The 16434-nt window shown below is 66.5% G+C and carries 16 protein-coding genes and 1 pseudogene; 8 read left to right on the top strand and 9 right to left on the bottom strand.

All coding sequences use genetic code 11. The features are described 5' to 3' along the window. The 5 genes and pseudogenes from RT513_RS17225 to RT513_RS17205 all read left to right on the top strand — a co-directional run. A pseudogene (locus RT513_RS17225) lies at positions 1–435 on the top strand (thymidine phosphorylase); the annotation flags it as partial. Next, positions 432–1631 (top strand): phosphopentomutase, encoded by a 1200-nt coding sequence (locus tag RT513_RS17220; protein ID WP_290690009.1) that lies wholly within the window; start codon positions 432–434, stop codon positions 1629–1631. The pseudogene RT513_RS17225 and the gene RT513_RS17220, both read left to right, overlap by 4 nt. Next, positions 1628–2608, top strand: coding sequence for an adenosine deaminase (locus RT513_RS17215; protein WP_290690008.1), 981 nt, complete (start codon positions 1628–1630; stop codon positions 2606–2608). Before RT513_RS17220 ends, RT513_RS17215 begins: the two co-directional genes overlap by 4 nt. Beyond that, a complete protein-coding gene (gene upp, locus RT513_RS17210; RefSeq protein WP_088215803.1) occupies positions 2605–3237 on the top strand; it encodes a uracil phosphoribosyltransferase in 633 nt (210 codons plus the stop codon). The genes RT513_RS17215 and upp overlap by 4 nt, the downstream gene beginning before the upstream one ends. A gap of 9 nt (positions 3238–3246) precedes the next feature. Continuing rightward, positions 3247–3801 carry an SPOR domain-containing protein gene (locus RT513_RS17205; RefSeq protein ID WP_290690007.1) on the top strand — a complete coding sequence of 185 codons (555 nt, stop codon included), beginning with the start codon at positions 3247–3249 and terminating at the stop codon, positions 3799–3801. A gap of 48 nt (positions 3802–3849) precedes the next feature. On the opposite strand, the gene RT513_RS17200 is transcribed toward RT513_RS17205, so the two are convergent. From RT513_RS17200 to RT513_RS17170, 7 genes are all read right to left on the bottom strand, one after another. After that, positions 3850–4869 carry a hypothetical protein gene (locus RT513_RS17200; protein WP_313534192.1) on the bottom strand — a complete coding sequence of 340 codons (1020 nt, stop codon included), beginning with the start codon at positions 4867–4869 and terminating at the stop codon, positions 3850–3852. Between the two features lie 182 nt (positions 4870–5051). Then, on the bottom strand, positions 5052–7250 hold the full coding sequence (locus tag RT513_RS17195) for a 3-hydroxyacyl-CoA dehydrogenase NAD-binding domain-containing protein (protein ID WP_290690005.1): 2199 nt from the start codon (positions 7248–7250) through the stop codon (positions 5052–5054). Positions 7251–7273: 23 nt separating this feature from the next. Then, complete coding sequence (locus tag RT513_RS17190; RefSeq protein WP_290690004.1) at positions 7274–8485, bottom strand: acetyl-CoA C-acetyltransferase; 1212 nt, start codon at positions 8483–8485, stop codon at positions 7274–7276. 10 nt (positions 8486–8495) lie between these two features. Then, a complete protein-coding gene (locus tag RT513_RS17185) occupies positions 8496–9134 on the bottom strand; it encodes a glutathione S-transferase family protein (RefSeq protein WP_088215808.1) in 639 nt (212 codons plus the stop codon). Positions 9135–9170: 36 nt separating this feature from the next. Beyond that, complete coding sequence (locus RT513_RS17180; protein ID WP_290690012.1) at positions 9171–10949, bottom strand: acyl-CoA dehydrogenase C-terminal domain-containing protein; 1779 nt, start codon at positions 10947–10949, stop codon at positions 9171–9173. Positions 10950–11057: 108 nt separating this feature from the next. Continuing rightward, the gene (locus RT513_RS17175; RefSeq protein ID WP_290690003.1) at positions 11058–11444 is read right to left on the bottom strand and encodes a MerR family DNA-binding transcriptional regulator; all 387 of its coding nucleotides are present in this window, start codon (positions 11442–11444) and stop codon (positions 11058–11060) included. Between the two features lie 161 nt (positions 11445–11605). Continuing rightward, positions 11606–12001 carry a MerR family DNA-binding transcriptional regulator gene (locus RT513_RS17170; protein ID WP_290690002.1) on the bottom strand — a complete coding sequence of 132 codons (396 nt, stop codon included), beginning with the start codon at positions 11999–12001 and terminating at the stop codon, positions 11606–11608. A gap of 113 nt (positions 12002–12114) precedes the next feature. Between RT513_RS17170 and RT513_RS17165 the strand changes: the two genes are divergently transcribed. From RT513_RS17165 to RT513_RS17155, 3 genes are read left to right on the top strand one after another with little or no spacing between them, the layout of a single operon-like run. Then, positions 12115–12540, top strand: a complete 426-nt coding sequence (locus RT513_RS17165) for a PaaI family thioesterase (RefSeq protein ID WP_088215811.1) — start codon at positions 12115–12117, stop codon at positions 12538–12540. Position 12541: 1 nt separating this feature from the next. Then, on the top strand, positions 12542–13048 hold the full coding sequence (locus RT513_RS17160) for a PaaI family thioesterase (protein ID WP_088215812.1): 507 nt from the start codon (positions 12542–12544) through the stop codon (positions 13046–13048). 10 nt (positions 13049–13058) lie between these two features. Next, positions 13059–13664, top strand: coding sequence for a hypothetical protein (locus tag RT513_RS17155; RefSeq protein WP_290690000.1), 606 nt, complete (start codon positions 13059–13061; stop codon positions 13662–13664). Here RT513_RS17155 and RT513_RS17150 read toward each other — a convergent pair. Both RT513_RS17150 and RT513_RS17145 read right to left on the bottom strand, forming a co-directional pair. Further along, the gene (locus RT513_RS17150; protein WP_088215814.1) at positions 13657–14490 is read right to left on the bottom strand and encodes a substrate-binding periplasmic protein; all 834 of its coding nucleotides are present in this window, start codon (positions 14488–14490) and stop codon (positions 13657–13659) included. The two genes, RT513_RS17155 and RT513_RS17150, sit on opposite strands and share 8 nt — an antisense overlap. Before the next feature lie 132 nt (positions 14491–14622). Next, the gene (locus RT513_RS17145; RefSeq protein ID WP_290689999.1) at positions 14623–16383 is read right to left on the bottom strand and encodes a pyrroloquinoline quinone-dependent dehydrogenase; all 1761 of its coding nucleotides are present in this window, start codon (positions 16381–16383) and stop codon (positions 14623–14625) included. Positions 16384–16434 lie beyond the last annotated feature (51 nt).

Here is a 16434-nt window from a genome sequence, read left to right as displayed (position 1 = left end):
GAAGCGGAGGACCGGCTGGCGCAGCTTCTCGCCTCCGGCGCGGCGCTGGAGCGCTTCGGGCGGATGGTCGCGGCACAGGGCGGGCCGCGGGATTTCACGGCCCGCTGGCGCGAGATGCTCCCGGCGGCGCCGGTCGCCGCGCCGGTGTTCTTGCAGGAGAGCGGCACGCTCTCCGCGGTGAAGGGCGTTGAACTGGGCCGGATCGTGGTGGAGCTTGGCGGTGGGCGGCGCTATCTGGGGGATCGGATCGACCCTGCGGTTGGCCTGTCCGACGTCGCGCGGATCGGCACGCGGGTCGGCCCGGAGGCGCCGGTCGCCGTGATCCACGCGGCGGATGAGGCAGCGTGGCAAAGGGCGGCGGAGACACTGCGCGCCGCCGTCGTTCTGGGCGGGGACACAGCCCCGCCGGCAAGGATATTGGGGCGCATCGCATGACACGGGCCTTTCTGATCGTGATGGACAGCGTCGGCTGCGGCGGCGCGCCGGATGCGGCCGATTTCGGCGACGAGGGGGCGAATACGCTCGGACATATCGCGCTGGCCTGCGCCGGGGGCCGCGCGGAGGAGGGGCGCTCGGGGCCGCTCCACATGCCGGTGCTGGACCGGCTTGGGCTGGGCGCTGCCATCCGCCTGGCCTCCGGGCTGGAGGCGCCGGGGTTGGGAGCCTCCCCGGAAGGGCTGTGGGGGGCGGCGACGGAGGTGTCGCGCGGCAAGGACACGCCCTCCGGCCACTGGGAGCTGGCCGGGGTGCCGGTTCCATGGGACTGGCACTATTTCCCCGAAGAGATACCCGCCTTCCCGCCGGAGGTCACGGCGGAGGTCTGCCGCCTTGCGGGAACGGCGGGCATCCTTGGCAACTGTCATGCCTCCGGGGTGCCGATCATCGAGGAACATTGCGCCGCACATCTGCGGACCGGCTGGCCGATCTGCTACACCTCCGCCGACAGCGTGTTCCAGATCGCCGCGCATGAGGAGGCATTCGGGCTGGACCGGTTGCTGAAGCTCTGCACCGATCTTGCGCCCATGCTCCATGCGATGCGGGTGGGCCGGGTGATCGCGCGGCCCTTCACCGGCACGGTGGAGACCGGCTTCACCCGCACGGCCAACCGGCGGGACTTCGCCGTGGCTCCGCCCGCGCCCACGCTGCTCGACTGGGCCTATGAGGCTGGGCGCGTCACCCATGCGGTCGGAAAGATCGGCGACATCTTCTCGCATCACGGCATCACGAAGCTTCACAAGGGACAGTCGGATGCGGCGCTCTTCGACCACCTGATCCGGCTGGCGGGGGAGGCAGAGGAAGGATCGCTCACCTTTGCCAATTTCGTGGAGTTCGACAGCCTCTACGGGCATCGCCGCGACGTGTCGGGCTATGCGCGCGCGCTGGAAGGGTTCGACGCGCGTGTGGGCGCGTTCCTGGACCTGCTGCGCCCCGGCGATCTGGCGGTATTCACCGCCGATCACGGCAACGACCCCACGTTCCGGGGCAGTGACCACACGCGGGAGCGGGTGCCGGTTCTGGCCGCCGGGCACGGCGCGGGAGGCATCGGGCTGCGAGGCTATGTCGATGTGGGGGCGAGCGTCGCCGCCCATCTGGGCCTGCCGCGTCGCGGGCCGGGGGAGAGCTTCCTATGAGCCTTGCCGATCTGCCGAAGGTGGAACTTCACCTGCATCTCGAAGGAGCAGCCCCGCCCGCCTTCATCCGCGCCCTCGCCCGGGAGCGGAACGTGGATATCGAGGGGCTGTTCGATGAGCGGGGCCATTACCGCTTCAATGGGTTCACCGGATTTCTGAAAGCCTATGAGGCCGCGACGACCGCGCTCACCTCTCCGGCGGACCATGCCCGGCTGTTGCGCGCGGTGCTGGAGGCCAGCGCGGAGCAGGGGGTGATCTACACCGAGCTTTTCGTCTCCCCCGATCTCTGCGGGGGCGGCGATCTTTCCGCGTGGCGGGATTACGTGGCGGCGTTCACGGAAGTGGCGGCGGGCATGGCCGGTGACATCACCTGCCGCGGCATCGTCACCTGCATCCGGCATCTCGGGCCGGAGCGGGCGAAGCGGACCGCCCTCTGCGCGGCGGAGACGATGGGCGGGTTCATCACCGGCCTGGGGCTTGCGGGCGACGAGAGGGTCGGCGCGGCGAAGGATTTCGCCTGGTCCTTCGACCTTGGCCGCGAGGCGGGGCTGGGCCTGACTGCCCACGCCGGGGAGTTCGGCGGGCCCGTCTCCGTGCGCGAGACGCTCCGCGACCTTGGCGTCAGCCGCATCGGGCACGGCGTCCGCGCCATCGAGGATCTGGCGCTGGTGGACAATCTGGCGGAACGGCAGGTCGTTCTGGAATGCTGTCCGGGGGCAAATATCGCGCTGGGCCTCTATCCCGACTGGCGGCGGCATCCGGTGGGAGAGCTTTTCAGGCGCGGGGTGAGGGTCACGCTTTCCACCGACGATCCGGCGTTTTTCCGAACCGGGATGGCGCGCGAATACGAACGGTTGCATGATGCCTTCGACTGGGACGAGGGCGTGTTTCGCGATATGGCCCGCACCGCGCTGTCGGCCGCGTTCTGTGACGAGGCCACGCGCGCAAGACTGATGAAACGTCTGGAGGACGCATGACCGAACATCTCACCGTCGTCACCCATCCGCTGGTGCAGCACAAACTTACCATCATGCGGAAGAAGGACACGTCCACCGCTTCCTTCCGCCGCCTGCTGCGGGAGATCAGCCAGCTTTTGGCCTATGAGATCACCCGTGACCTGCCGCTGACCTCCACCCGCATCGAGACGCCGTTGCAGGAGATGGACGCGCCCACCATCGAGGGCAAGAAACTCGTCCTCATCTCCATCCTGCGGGCGGGCAACGGGCTGATGGACGGCATTCTGGAGCTGATCCCGGCGGCGCGCGTGGGGTTTGTCGGCCTGTATCGCGACCCGGAGACGCTGCAACCGGTGCAATACTACTACAAGGTGCCGAGCGAGCTGGACGACCGGATGGTCATCGCCGTCGATCCGATGCTGGCCACCGGGAACTCCTCCGTCGCGGCCATCGACCTGCTGAAGAAATCCGGGGCGAAGAACCTGCGGTTCCTGTGTCTCCTTGCCTCTCCCGAAGGGGTGAAGCGGATGCGGGAGGCACATCCCGATGTGCCGATCGTCACCGCCGCTGTGGATGAGCGGCTGGATGACCATGGATATATTGTTCCAGGCCTAGGGGATGCTGGAGATCGCATGTTCGGCACAAAATAGGCGAGAAAATTGTTGTCCTACGACCGCTATGCGTGCATTCTCCGTGAAAAGACTACCGCAGGGACAGCAGGCCTTCGGACGGTGCTGGCAGCGGGCGTGATCGGCGCCTTCGGGTTCCTCCCCGCTGCCAGTGCCGACGATGCCCCCTCCGTCCCTCCGCCGGCGGGTTACGCGGCGGGCGAATTCACCGATACGCAGGGCTGTCTGTTTTCGCGCGTGGAGCAGGGCGACCGTCTGCTCTGGGCGCCGCGTTACCGTGCCGATGGCAGCCAGCGCTGCGACGGGCCGGTGGAGGCGGGCGCTGCCGAATGCCCGCTGCCGACGGAGGTCGGGCGCTATGCGCAGGCGGGGGTCTATGTGGATCTTGCAAATGCCCGCAATGCGGCGGCAGAGGTGCGTGCGCTGGGGCTTCCCGTGAATATCGTGCGGCTGAGCCGGAACCCGGAGGGGCGGCATTCCGTCGTGGCCGGTCCCTTCGCCGGGCGGGAGGCCGCGCGGCAGGGGCTGGGCGCGCTGCGCTGCAACGGTTTCCCGGATGCGTTCGGCCGAAACGGGCTGCGCTGAGCAGGTTGCGCTGAAAGGACTACACTGAGCAGGTTGCGCTAAACGGGGTCAGCGCGCGCAGATCCCCTGCAGGCCCACCCATTCCGTATCGGTAAGGATGGCCGGCGCGGCAACGTCGCGGAACGGATCACCGGTCCGCAGGGCTTCCGTGCGCGCGCCCGTCGGGTCAATGGCCTGAGCATAGGGGGTTGAGGGCACCTTTGCGGCTGCGAATCGCGTCAGCAGGGCCTTGGGATCGGCGTCCGACACCGGGGCCGTCAGCAGGGTCTCGGCAAAGCCGCGAACGGCGGTCGGCGGCAGCTCGCCCGTCGTCAGCAGCCGGAAGGTCGCCAGCAGACCGGCATGCTCCAGCAGCGGCAACAGGGGGTCGGCGGCATCCGCGCGCACCTGTTCGGCCAGCACATATCCCGCGGCAATCTCCTCGCTGTCTTCATCCTCCAGCAGATCGCGCTGCAGCAGGATGCGCCCGCCGGGAAGGTGGACGGCATCGGCAAAACCCTTGGGAAGAACAGAGATCCCCCCCGGCCGCCCGTCCGACAGCCGCGCCCACATCTTGCGGAGCGCGCGGTCGCCGTTCGGCGTGGAACAGACCGGCCCGGTGAGGCGGACCATGTCGCGCAGAACGAGTTCCCCGATGGCTTCGCGTGTGGCCTGCGGCACGGCGGCGACGGTGTGGCGGGTAAGGGCGGTCGGCAGGAAAAGGACCGCCGCGATCAGCAGGGCACCGACAAGCAGCGCGATCAGCGGCCCACGCAGCCGGCCTTCCTTGGGGCGCTGCGAGTCGATGACGCGGCGGACCTGTTCGATGGCGTTGATCATCAGGTCATCGTCGATCTCCAGTGTCTCTCCCGCCGAAGGGTCCGGGCTGTAGCGCGCGGGAAGGTCGCCCGGATTCAACCGTTCCAGCGCCGGCAGGGACCAGTGCGTCAGGGCAAGCGAGTTCTGGATATCCGACAGGATGAGGGAGGCGTCCCCAAAGGAGACGACCACCTCACGTGCTTCCGCGTCGGGCGATTCACGCCACCAACCGAAACATTCCAGTCGCTGGTACCGGGTAAGCGCCGTCATCTTCCCACGGAACCTTGCTGCAACGCCGAAGAAATCATGGATGCAAGATAGCCGAGCATGCGAGCAGCCACAATCGGCCCAAGGGGGGATGCGCGACCTTCTTCCAATGCGAAATAAGTAACGGATTTCCCGTGATATTCTGGGAAAGGAAGCCGGGATCGCGGGGATCCCGGCCCTGTTGGTCAGGCAGCCTTGGCGGTGGGGGCGAAGCGGCCGTAGAAGGTTTCATCCTTGGCGGCCATGTCGCGGAGCAACTGCGGTGCAGCGAAGCGCTCGCCATACCGCGCGCTCAGATCGTCGGCGATCTCCACCGCCTTCGCCGCTCCCATCATGTCGAGCCAGGAGAACGGCCCGCCGGACCACGGCGCAAAGCCCCAGCCGAGGATGGCCCCCACATCGCCTTCGCGGATGTCGGTCAGCACGCCTTCCTCCAGCGCACGCACGGCCTCCAGCGTCTGCACGAACATCAGCCGGTGTTCGACATCGGTGAGCGCCGGCTGATCCTCCACATGCGGATAGCGGTCGGCGAGCCCGGCCCAGAAGCCCTGCCGCTTGCCCTTTTCGTCATAGTCGTAGAAGCCCGACTTCGACTTGCGGCCCATGCGGCCCTGATCTGCCATCCAGAACAGCACCTCGTCCACCGCGCCGTCGGGATAGGCATTGCCCATCGCCGCCTTGGTGGCCTTGGCGATCTTCACGCCGAGGTCGATGGAGGTCTCGTCCACCAGCTGCAGCGGGCCGAGCGGCATGCCCATCAGCTTGGCCGCATTCTCGATCAGCGCCGGCTCCGTGCCCTCCTTCACCAGCCGCACCCCTTCGTTAATGTAGGGGATGATGCAGCGGTTGGCGTAGAAGAAGCGCGCATCGTTCACCACGATCGGCGTCTTGCGGATCTGGCGCACGAAATCGAGCGCCTTGGCCACCGCCACGTCGCCCGTCTCCTTGCCCCGGATGATTTCCACCAGCGCCATCTTGTCCACGGGGGAGAAGAAGTGGATGCCGATGAATTCCTTGGGGTGGCGGGAGGCCTCGGAGAGCATGGTGATCGGCAGGGTGGAGGTGTTGGTGGCGAAGATCGCCTCCGGTGCGGCCTCCTCCGCCTTCTTCGTCACCTCGGCCTTCACCTTCGGATCCTCGAACACCGCCTCCACGATCAGATCGACGCCCTTGAGCGCGGCATAGTCGGTCGTGGCGGTGATGCGGGAGAGCACCTCCTCCTTCTTCTCCGCCGTGACCTTCCGCTTCTCGATCCCCTTGTCCAGGATGCCGGCGGAATGCGCCTTGCCGCGATCCGCGGCCTCCTGTGTGCTGTCGATCAGAACGACCTCGATCCCGGCGTTGGCGGAGACATAGGCGATGCCCGCACCCATCATCCCCGCGCCCAGAACGCCGAGTTTCCTCACGCTCTGATCCGGCACGTCGGGGCGGTTCGCGCCCTTCTCCAGCGCCTCCTTGTTCAGGAAGAGCGAGCGGATCATCGCGGCGGAGGAGGGGTTCAGCATGACATGCGTGAACCACCGCGCCTCGATGCGGAGCGCCTGATCGAAGGGGACGAGCGCCCCTTCATAGACGGCGGAGAGCAGCGCCTTCGCCGCCGGATAGACCCCTTGCGTCTTGCCGTTCACCATGGCGGAGGCGCCGACGAAGGTCATGAACCCCTGCGGGCTGTAAGGCGCGCCGCCGGGCATCTTGTACCCCTTCGCATCCCACGGCTTCACCAGATCGGCGTCCGTGGCGGAAAGCACCCAGTCCTTCGCCCTTGCCAGCAGCTCCCCGGGGGCAACCACCTCGTCGATCACCCCCTGCGCCTTCAGCGCCTTCGGCGACTGGAGCTTGCCCTCCAGCAGCAGCGGCGCGGCCATCATCGCGCCGAGCTTCCGCGCCAGCCGCGTGGTGCCGCCCGCCCCGGGGAAGATCCCGACGAGGATTTCCGGCAGGCCGAGCCGCGCCTTGGGATTGTCGGCCACGAAGATGCGGTGCGTGGCCAGCGGCAGTTCAAGGCCGATGCCCGCTGCCGTGCCGGGAAGGGCGGCGGCGATGGGCTTGCCGCCTTTCAGCGTCTTGGGGTCCATCCCGGCGCGTTCGATCTTGCGAAGCAGCGCATGGATTTTCATGATCCCGTCGAACAGGCCCTTCGCGGGTTCCGCGCCCGCCGCATCCTTCATCCGGCCGAGGACGTTCAGGTCCATCCCGCCGGCGAAGTCCTTCTTGGCGGAGGTGATGACGATGCCCTTCACCTCCGGGTCGGCGAGGGCCTTGTCCACCGCCGCGTCAAGCTCGTTCAGACCGTCGAGGGTCATGACGTTCATCGACTTGCCGGGCACGTCCCAGGTGATGGTGGCGACGCCGTCGGCATCCGTGGCGTAATGAAATTCGGTCATGGAAGTCTCCCTGCTTCGCCGGATCAGACGCGTTCGACGATGGTGGCCGCGCCCATGCCGGACGCGACGCACAGCGTGGCGAGGCCGGTGCTCTTGCCCGACCGCTCCAGTTCATCGACCAGCGTGCCGAGAATCATCGCCCCCGTCGCGCCGAGCGGGTGGCCAAGCGCGATGGCTCCGCCGTTCACGTTCACCCGGTCCGCATCGACGTTGAACGCCTGCATGAAGCGCAGCACCACGGCGGAGAACGCCTCGTTCACCTCGAACAGGTCGATGTCGGAGATCGACATGCCGCTGTCGCGCAGGATCTTCTCCGTCGCGGGCACGGGGCCGGTCAGCATGATGGTGGGGTCGGTGCCGATCTTCGCCGTCGCGCGTATGCGGGCGCGGGGCTTCAGGCCGTATTTCTCGCCGAACGCCTTAGAGCCGATGAGGATGCCCGCCGCGCCGTCCACGATACCGGAGGAGTTGCCCGCGTGGTGGACGTGCTCGATGCGCTCCAGATGCGGATATTTCATGATGGCGATCTTGTCGAAGCCGGGCATCTGTTCGCCCATGTCCTTGAAGGACGCCTTCAGCGCGCCGAGCGACTGCATGTCGGTGCCTGGCCGCATGTATTCGTCGCGGTCAAGGATCGGCAGGCCGTTGATGTCCCGGACCGTCATGACGGAGCGGTCGAAGCGGCCTTCCTCCCAGGCCTTGGCGGCGCGGCGCTGGCTTTCCACCGCGAGCGCATCCACATCCGTGCGGGAGAAGCCGTATTCGGTGGCGATAATATCCGCGGCGATGCCCTGCGGCACGAAATAGGTGGACATGGCGATGGAGGGATCGACCGCGATGGCCGCCCCGTCGGAGCCCATCGCGACACGGCCCATCATCTCCACCCCGCCGGCGACATAGGCCTGCCCCGCACCGGCCTTGACCTGATTGGCGGCGAGGTTCACCGCCTCCAGCCCGCTGGCGCAGAAGCGGTTGATGGCGAGGCCGGGCACCGATTCCGCAAAGTCGGAGGCAAGCACCGCGGTCCGCGCAAGGCAGCCGCCCTGTTCGCCGACCTGCGTGACATTGCCCCAGATCACATCCTCGACCGCCCGCGTATCGAGGTCGGAGCGCGATTTCAGTTCGTTCAGCACCAGCGCCGAAAGGCGGGCGGAGGTCACCTCATGCAGGCTGCCGTCGGTGCGGCCCTTGCCCCGCGGCGTGCGGACGGCGTCGTAGATGTAAGCTTCGGACATTGGTCCTCCTTCAGAGGCCGCGGTCGGAGGGCCGACCGGGCATCATGTCATAGGGATGTTTCCAGCCGGGCAGGGCGGCGACGTTATCGAGCCAGCGGTCGATATTCGGCCAGGCCTTCCGGTCGAAGGTGAAGGGTTCCGGGTAGTAGAGGTAGCCGCAGCAGGCGGTATCGGCGAGGCTGGGCACGTCGTCCACGATGAAGTCGCGCCCTTCCAGATGCGCGTCGAGCACCTTGAACGCATCGCGCAGCCGCCCCGACAGCCAGCGGATCACTTCCTGCGGGCGCTTCTCCTCCGGGACGAAGTTCATCAGGAACCGCAGCGTGCCCGCCTGAGAGGACATCTTGTGATTGTCCCAGAGCACCCAGCGCATGACCTCCTGCCGCAGGTGGTGGTCCTGTGGCAGCAGCTTCCCGGTCTTTTCGGCGATGTGATACTGGATGAGCCCGGATTGGGTCAGCACCTCATCCCCGTCGCGCAGCACGGGAACCTCGCCCATCTCGTTCAGCGCGCGGAATTCCGGGGAGCGGGCGTCTCCGTGAAAGAAGTTCACGAAGACCGGCACCCAGTCCACCCCCGCAAGGGTCATGGTGAGCGCCGCCTTGTAGGAATTTCCGCTTTCCCCGAAACAGTAGAGCTTCATCGCCATTCCGTCGTCCTCCCTTTGACGGGCGGCAGCATGGCCTCAGAACCCCGCCACGTCGAGCGCCATGACCGGCTCCGCCCCGGAAGTGATCCGGGCGAGATGCAGTCCCGTCGCCGGAAGCTGACGAGCCATGTAGTAGCGCCCCGTGGCGATCTTGGCGTTGAGGAAATCGGCATTGCCCCGGCCCGCGGCCAGCGAGTCTTTCGCAGCCTTCGCCATCCGCGCCCACATCAGGCCGAGACAGACATGCCCGAACAGGTGGACAAAATCGTTCGACCCGGCGAGCGCCGCGTTGGGGTTCTTCATGCCGTTTTCCATGAAGAACATGCCCGCGGACTGCAGATCCTTGGACGCGGCCTTGAGCGGATCGAGGAAGCCCGCCTTCAGTTCGGCATCGCCCTCGTTCTCCTTCAGGAACGTTTTCACCATGTCGAAGAAGGCCATGACATGCTTGCCGCCGTCCTGCGCCAGCTTGCGGCCGACGAGGTCCAGCGCCTGCACGCCGTTCGCGCCCTCATAGATCATGGTGATCCGTGCATCGCGCACGAACTGGGAGACGCCCACTTCCTCGATATAGCCATGGCCGCCGAAGATCTGCTGGGCCTGCACGGCCATCTCGAAGCCCTTGTCGGTCTGGAACGCCTTCAGCACCGGGGTCATCAGGGAGATCAGCCCTTCCGCATCCTGATCATCGAGCCGCTTGGAGCGGTCGATGAGATGGGCGCCCCAGAAGGTGAAGGCGCGCGCCCCTTCGATGAAGCTCTTCTGATCCATCAGGCTGCGGCGGATATCGGGATGCACGATGATCGGATCGGCGGGGCCGTCCGGGTTCTTCACCCCGGTCACGTCGCGGCCCTGAAGCCGTTCCTTGGCATAGGTCAGCGCGTTCTCGTAGGCGGCCACGGCCTGCGCATAGCCTTGCAGGCCCACGCCGAGACGGGCCTCGTTCATCATGGTGAACATCGCGCGCATCCCCTTGTGGAGATCGCCGATCAGCCAGCCCTTGGCGCCGTCGTAGTTCATCACGCAGGTGGCGTTACCGTGGATGCCCATCTTCTCCTCGAGCTTGCCGACGGAGAGGTTGTTGCGCACGCCGGGGGAGCCGTCCTCATTCACGAGGAACTTCGGCACGATGAACAGGCTCACGCCTTTCGTGCCCGGGCCGCCGCCTGGCGCCTTCGCCAGAACGAGGTGGATGACGTTCTGCGACAGGTCGTGATCGCCCGCGGAGATGAAGATCTTGGTCCCCGTGATGGCGTAGCTGCCGTCCTCCGCCGGTTCGGCCCGCGTGCGCATGATGCCGAGATCGGTGCCCGCCTGCGGCTCCGTGAGGTTCATCGTGCCGGTCCATTCGCCGGACACGAGTTTCGGCAGATAGGTCTGCTTCTGCTCGGCGGAGCCGTGGGTATGGATGGCCGAATAGGCGCCGTGGGTCAGGCCCTGGTACATGTTGAAGGCCATGTTGGCGGCCACGAACATCTCGCCCGTGGCGCTGTTCAAGACATAGGGCATGCCCTGGCCGCCGTATTCCGGGTCGCAGTCCAGCCCCATCCAGCCGCCGGCGGCCATCTGGTCATAGGCCGCCTTGAATCCCGTGGGCGTGATTACCACGCCGTTTTCCAGCCGGCACCCTTCCCGGTCGCCGACGGCATTCAGCGGGGCCAGCACCCCGGAGGCCAGCTTGCCCGCTTCCTCAAGGATGGCGGCGGTCGAGTCGCGGTCGAGTTCGTCGTAACCCGGCACATCGCTTTCGCTCACCTTCAGAACCTCGTGCAGCAGGAACTGCATGTCCTCGACGGGGGGCGTGTAGGTGGTCATGTCGGTCATTCTCCGCTTTTCCGGGCCGGGGTAAGGATATGCCCCTCGCCGCAGGTGTCTTGGGCGCGCAGGCGTTTTCCGCCGCGCCGCCGCTTTTCGGGGGAAGGATTATTGCGCCGCGGTCAGGTCGCGGGGGCCGCCGGCCAGCACGTCATCGGCCCAGGCGATCTCCTCCTTCAGTTCGGCAATCGCCTCGTCCAACTCCGCCCGACGGCGCTCAAGGTCATCGAGACGTCTGGCCGCCACATCACGCGTGCGGCTGAGCTGGGTGAGCTGGCTGCCGTCCCTGTCGTAGAGATCGAGAAGCTGGCGCATCTCCTCAAGGCTGAAGCCAAAGCGCTTGCCCCGCAGGATCAGCTTCAGCCGCCCGCGGTCGCGCCGTGTGAACCAGCGCGTCTGTCCCTCCCGTATGGGCGAGAGCAGCTCCTTGGATTCGTAGAATCGCAGGGTGCGCGGCGTGACGTCGAAAGCCGCGCACATTTCACCGATGGTCATGAGCCTGCCGGTATCATCTCTGGCCGAAGCCAGGCTGACCGGCGCGGAATGTATCGCCCGCTGCATCCTGTTCCTCCTTCGCGTTCCCTGAGGAAATCGCGTCCCGAGGAAAGGTTACAACAGGGGATGACGTTTACGTAAACGGAACGTAGCGTAACGTTTTATCCTGACGTGACGTGAGGGGCGGGCTGCACCTTTTCAAGCTCTTCTGCCACTTGGTCCCGCAGCTCCCGCAGGTCTTCGAGGGTCGCACGGAGTTCGGCGATCTGGTTTTCCAGCTTGTCGATCTGCCGGTCCGCCATCACGACCCAATCCTCCATCTGGGTCCGGGTTCCAGACTTGTCATAGACCTCCAGCCACTGCCGGATTTCCTCAAGGCTGAAGCCGAAGCGGCGGCCGCGCAGGATCAGCGTCATCCGCGCCACCTCCCGCGGCCCGAACAGGCGCGAGCGCCCCTCCCGCACCGGACTGAGCAGTTCGATATATTCGTAATAGCGCAGGGTGCGGGGCGTCACATCGAACTTCGCGCACATTTCCTTGAAGGTCAGCATGGTCATGGAGTGTCTCCTTGGGTCACAAGGTAATCACCACACCCGCGTAACGCAACGTCACGGGCGGCTTGCTCCTGCCCGCAGATGGGCCAATAACGGGGTGGATACGGGGGTGACGCATGACATCTGAGCGACGCAAGAAGTTCTACGACGAGATCGACCGCAGCCCGCATGCCGCGGCCCTCGGGCTCAGGGTGGAGGAGATCGGCGTGGGCGAGGCGCGGATTTCCATGCCCTACGACCGCAAGCTCATCGGCGAGCCGGCAAGCGGGGTGATCCACGGCGGCGCAGTCTCCGCCCTCATGGATACCACGGGCGGGGCCTCCGTTGTGAGCGCGGATGAGGGGGTGATCGCCACGGCGACGCTGGATCTGCGAATCGACTACATGCGCCCCGCCACGCCGGGACAGGCGATCACCGCGCATGGCGTCTGCTACCATATCACCCGGCTGCTGGCCTTTGTGCGCATCACCGCGACGGATGAGGACACGGCCCACCCGGTTGCCAGCGCCACCGGCACCTTCACCGTGGAACGGGAGGACTGAGATGGCCCGACCCGCGCCCGAACCCGTCGCCGCCATCAAGGAGCGCCGCGACGGCGTGCTCCGCCGGCTGATCGAGGCGGTTCCCTATATCGGTTTTCTCGGCATCGACTTCGACCGGCGGGGCGATGAACTGACCGCCGTGCTGAACTACAACGAAAAGCTCATCGGCAACCCGTTCCTGCCCGCGCTGCACGGCGGCGGAACCGCCGCCTTTCTGGAGACGACGGCGATCATCACGCTCGCCTGGTCCACCCTGTGGGAGGATATGGAGAACGGCAGGCTGGACCCTGCCGATTTCTCCGCCGGGACGATGCCGCGCCTGCCGCGCACCATCGACTTCACGGTGGACTACCTCCGCTCCGGCCTGCCGCGGGATGCCTATGCGCGCGCTCGTGTGAACCGGTCGGGTCGTCGGTTCGCTTCCGTCCATGTGGAGGGGTGGCAGGACAATCGCGACCGGCCGTTCATTCAGGCGACGGGACATTTCCTGATGCCCCGGCGGGATTGAGGCGCGGCGTATGTCGCTTCTTCAGGACCTGACCGTCCAGCAGATCGTGACCCGCATCTTCGCCATGCTGATCTATGCGGCGGTGCAGGGGGCCTTGCTGGCGGGGCTGGCCCGCGGTCTGGGCGATGTCCGCCCCGCGCGGGAGGGGCGGCTCACGCTGAACCCCTTCCTTCAGGCCTCCGCCTGGGGCATCGCCATGGGGGTGCTGTTCCGCATGGGCTGGATCGCGCCGCTGCGTCTTTCGCCCGCACAGGGGTTCGGCGAACGGGTCAGGATCCTCGTGATCGTGGCGGTGGGACTGGGGGCGATGCTCGTTCTCGTGCCGCTTCTGGATCTGCTGCGCGCGCCGTTGCAACAGGTGCTGCCGCGCACTGCCGGCTACTACGTGCTCTACGCGCTCCAGATGGTGCAGGAGGTGACCTTCGGCTCCGTCGCGCTGAACCTGCTGCCGGTGCCGGGGCTGATCGCCGGCAACCTGTGGCGCGCGGTCTGGCCCGGCGGAGAACGTCTCCTTCAGCGGGCCGAGCCGCTGGGGCTGGTGCTGGTCGGTGCGGCGCTGATCCTCGGCTGGGTGCCGCTGCCCTTTGGCTGGCTGGACCGGCTGCACCTCATCTGACCGGGCCTTCGCCCGCGACGCCCTCATAGCCGAAGCGCGTCATGATCTCCGCGATCGTGCCATCCGCGACCAGCGCGTCGATGGCCGCGTCGATCTGGCTGCGCAGATAGCTGTCGCGCACCCCGACCAGCGCCCCCACCCGCGTGGCCGCAGCCGGAACCGGCGCCGTGTCGATCACCCGGAGCGCCCGCGCCTCCGGGTGATGGGTCTTCAGCGCCGTCAGAACCGGCTGCCACAGGAGCATCCCCGCCAGCCGCCCGTCTTCCACCCGCCGAAGCATCAGCTCCGGGTCGGCATAGGGCAGGCGGACCCAGCGTTGCTCCTTCGGTTGCTGCTGGTTCCAGGTGATATAGACCATCTCGCCCATGCTCTGGATCGCGGTTCCGATGAGCCGGTCATGCGGTATATCGCCCAGCCGCGACCACCCGGCCTCCTTCACGGCCAGAACGAAGGGGATCGTGGCATAGGGGCGCGTCACCATGGCCCAGTCGGGGAAGGGCGAATCCTCCTGCACGGAGATACCCATGAGCAGGTCGCAGGTATTGGTCATGGCGATCTGCAATTCGTCCATGAACCCGTCACCGCTCAGGGGGAACCCCTGGAACCCCTGTGCGAATTTCACGTCGAGCAGAAGGGCGGAGCCGATGGCGCGCGCCACCTCCCGGTCGAATTCGAGTATCTTGCTGCTGGCATCGTTGCAGACGGTCAGACTGTCGCCCTGCTGCCTGCGGGTGGAGTTGAGCAGTTCCCCCGGCACGCCTGCCGTCTGGGCATCTGCCGTTCCGGTCATAGCCAGAAGCGCCCCGGCAAGGATGAGATGCCGCATGTGAACCCCTTTCTGTGGGAGGGGGCGGACGTGCCGCCCCCGTTCAGTGGCCGCCCCTCCATCCGGGGCAAAAAGCTCCCCCGGTCAGTGGGCAAGGGGCGGATGGCCCGCCCCCGACCTGTCAGGTGCCGGTCAGTTGCTGGCCTTCGGCAGCTTGTAGACGAAGATCGAGTTGCCCGAACCCGTCGGCAGCGGCGTCTCCGGGAAGGCGGAGGAGATGGAGCTGGCCGCGTTGGAGTAACCGGTTGGGACGACCAGATACTGCTCCCCGTCGATCTCATAGGTCACGGGGGAGCCACCGATCGGCGCGTTCAGCCGCTGGCGCCAGAGCACCTTGCCCGTTTCCTGATCCCAGGCGGAGACGTAGCGCGCGGCGTCGCCGCCGAACACCAGCCCGCCCGCGGTGGCAAGAACGGAGCTGGTCATGGAAGGCCGCTCCCGCGCCTGCCATTTCGACTCGCCCTGCTTGGGATTGATGTCGAGCGCCTGAAGCAGCCCCGCCTCCGTGATGCCTTCCGGCAGAACACGGGGGCCGAACTTCACCGAGCCGACGGCGTTGCCGGCGGTGAATTCCGACTGGGTCGGCGTCACCGTGTTGCAGGCCTCCGTCAGCGGCACGAAGAACGCCTTGGTGTCCGGGCTGTAGGCCCCGGCCATCCACAGCTTGCCGCCCGAGACGGAGGTGCAGGCGAGCTTGCTTTCCCCGATGGAGCTGGAGACGAGGTCCGTATTGATGTGAACCGTGCCGTCCGCATCGATCTTGGAGATGACGTTCTGCTTCACCGTCTCCTTCGACCACAGGTATTTCCCGGTGTCGCGGTCGAGCGCGAAGGCGATGCCGTTCTTGCCCGGAACGGAGATCAGCATGTGGCTGGTCTTGCCGCCGGTCTCCTGATCAACGAGAATCCGCTCGAACGGGCTGTCGAGGTCCCAGTTGTCGCGCGGGAGGTGCTGGAAGTACCACTTCAGCTTTCCGGTATCGGCATCGAGCGCGAGCGTGGAGTTGGTATAGAGCACGCTGCCCTCACCCGAACCGCGCACCAGTTCCGAATACGGCCCCGGCATCCCGATGCCCCAGAAGGTCGTGTTGGTCCGCGCGTCATAGGAGCCGGTCGCCCAAGGCGTGCCGCCCCAGCGGTTTTCCGCGGGCACCGGCCCCCAGCTTTCCTGCTGCTTGGGATTGTCCGGGTCGTCGATCGTGTTGAAGCGCCACAGTTCCTCACCGGTATTGAGGTTGTGCGCCATGATGAAGCAGCCGCCCGCCGTGCCCGCGATGGAGCAGCCGGAGATCGCGGAGATGATCTTGTCCTTCACGATGATCGGGCCGACGGTGTAGCTGTAGCCCTTCTGGTAATCCAGAACCTGCTTTTCCCAGACGACCTTGCCGTCCGCCGCGTTCAGCACCACGATCTTCGCGTCCGCGGTCGTCAGCACGACCTTGTCGCCGGCAAGGGCGATGGAGTTCTTCTGCCGCCGCGCCTGGTTGGCCTGATAGGACCAGGAGGCCGGGATCTCCGCCAGAACGTGACGGTAGGTCCAGATCAGGTCGCCGGTCTTGGCGTCCAGCGCTTCGACGATGTTGTTGTTGGTCTGCAGGAACATCACGCCGTCATGGATGAGCGGCACCGTCTCCTGGATGCCTGCTTCCGCCATCGGCCAGGCCCAGGCGAGTTGCAGCTTGCCGACGGTTTCCTTGTTGATCTGCTTGAGCTTGCTGTAGCCGGAGTTGAAGCGGTCGCCCCGCCACATCAGCCATTCGCCCTCCGGCGGATTGGCAAGCATCTCCTCCGTCACGGGTTTGTAGTTCTCACGGACGTTCTGGGCGAAGGCCGCGCCGCTCAGCGCCACGAGGGCGGTGGTGGCGGCAAGAAGCGGTTTCGAAAAGAATGACATCATGTCCTCCTCGGTGCGCATGGCGCGCGATATGTGCTGTGCGCGGGCCGG

Source organism: Haematobacter sp. (assembly GCF_032102465.1).
In the GTDB taxonomy this organism is placed as follows: Bacteria; Pseudomonadota; Alphaproteobacteria; order Rhodobacterales; family Rhodobacteraceae; genus Haematobacter.
Note: the sequence above shows the minus strand (reverse complement) of the source record. Positions and strands in the feature narration are given on the sequence as shown.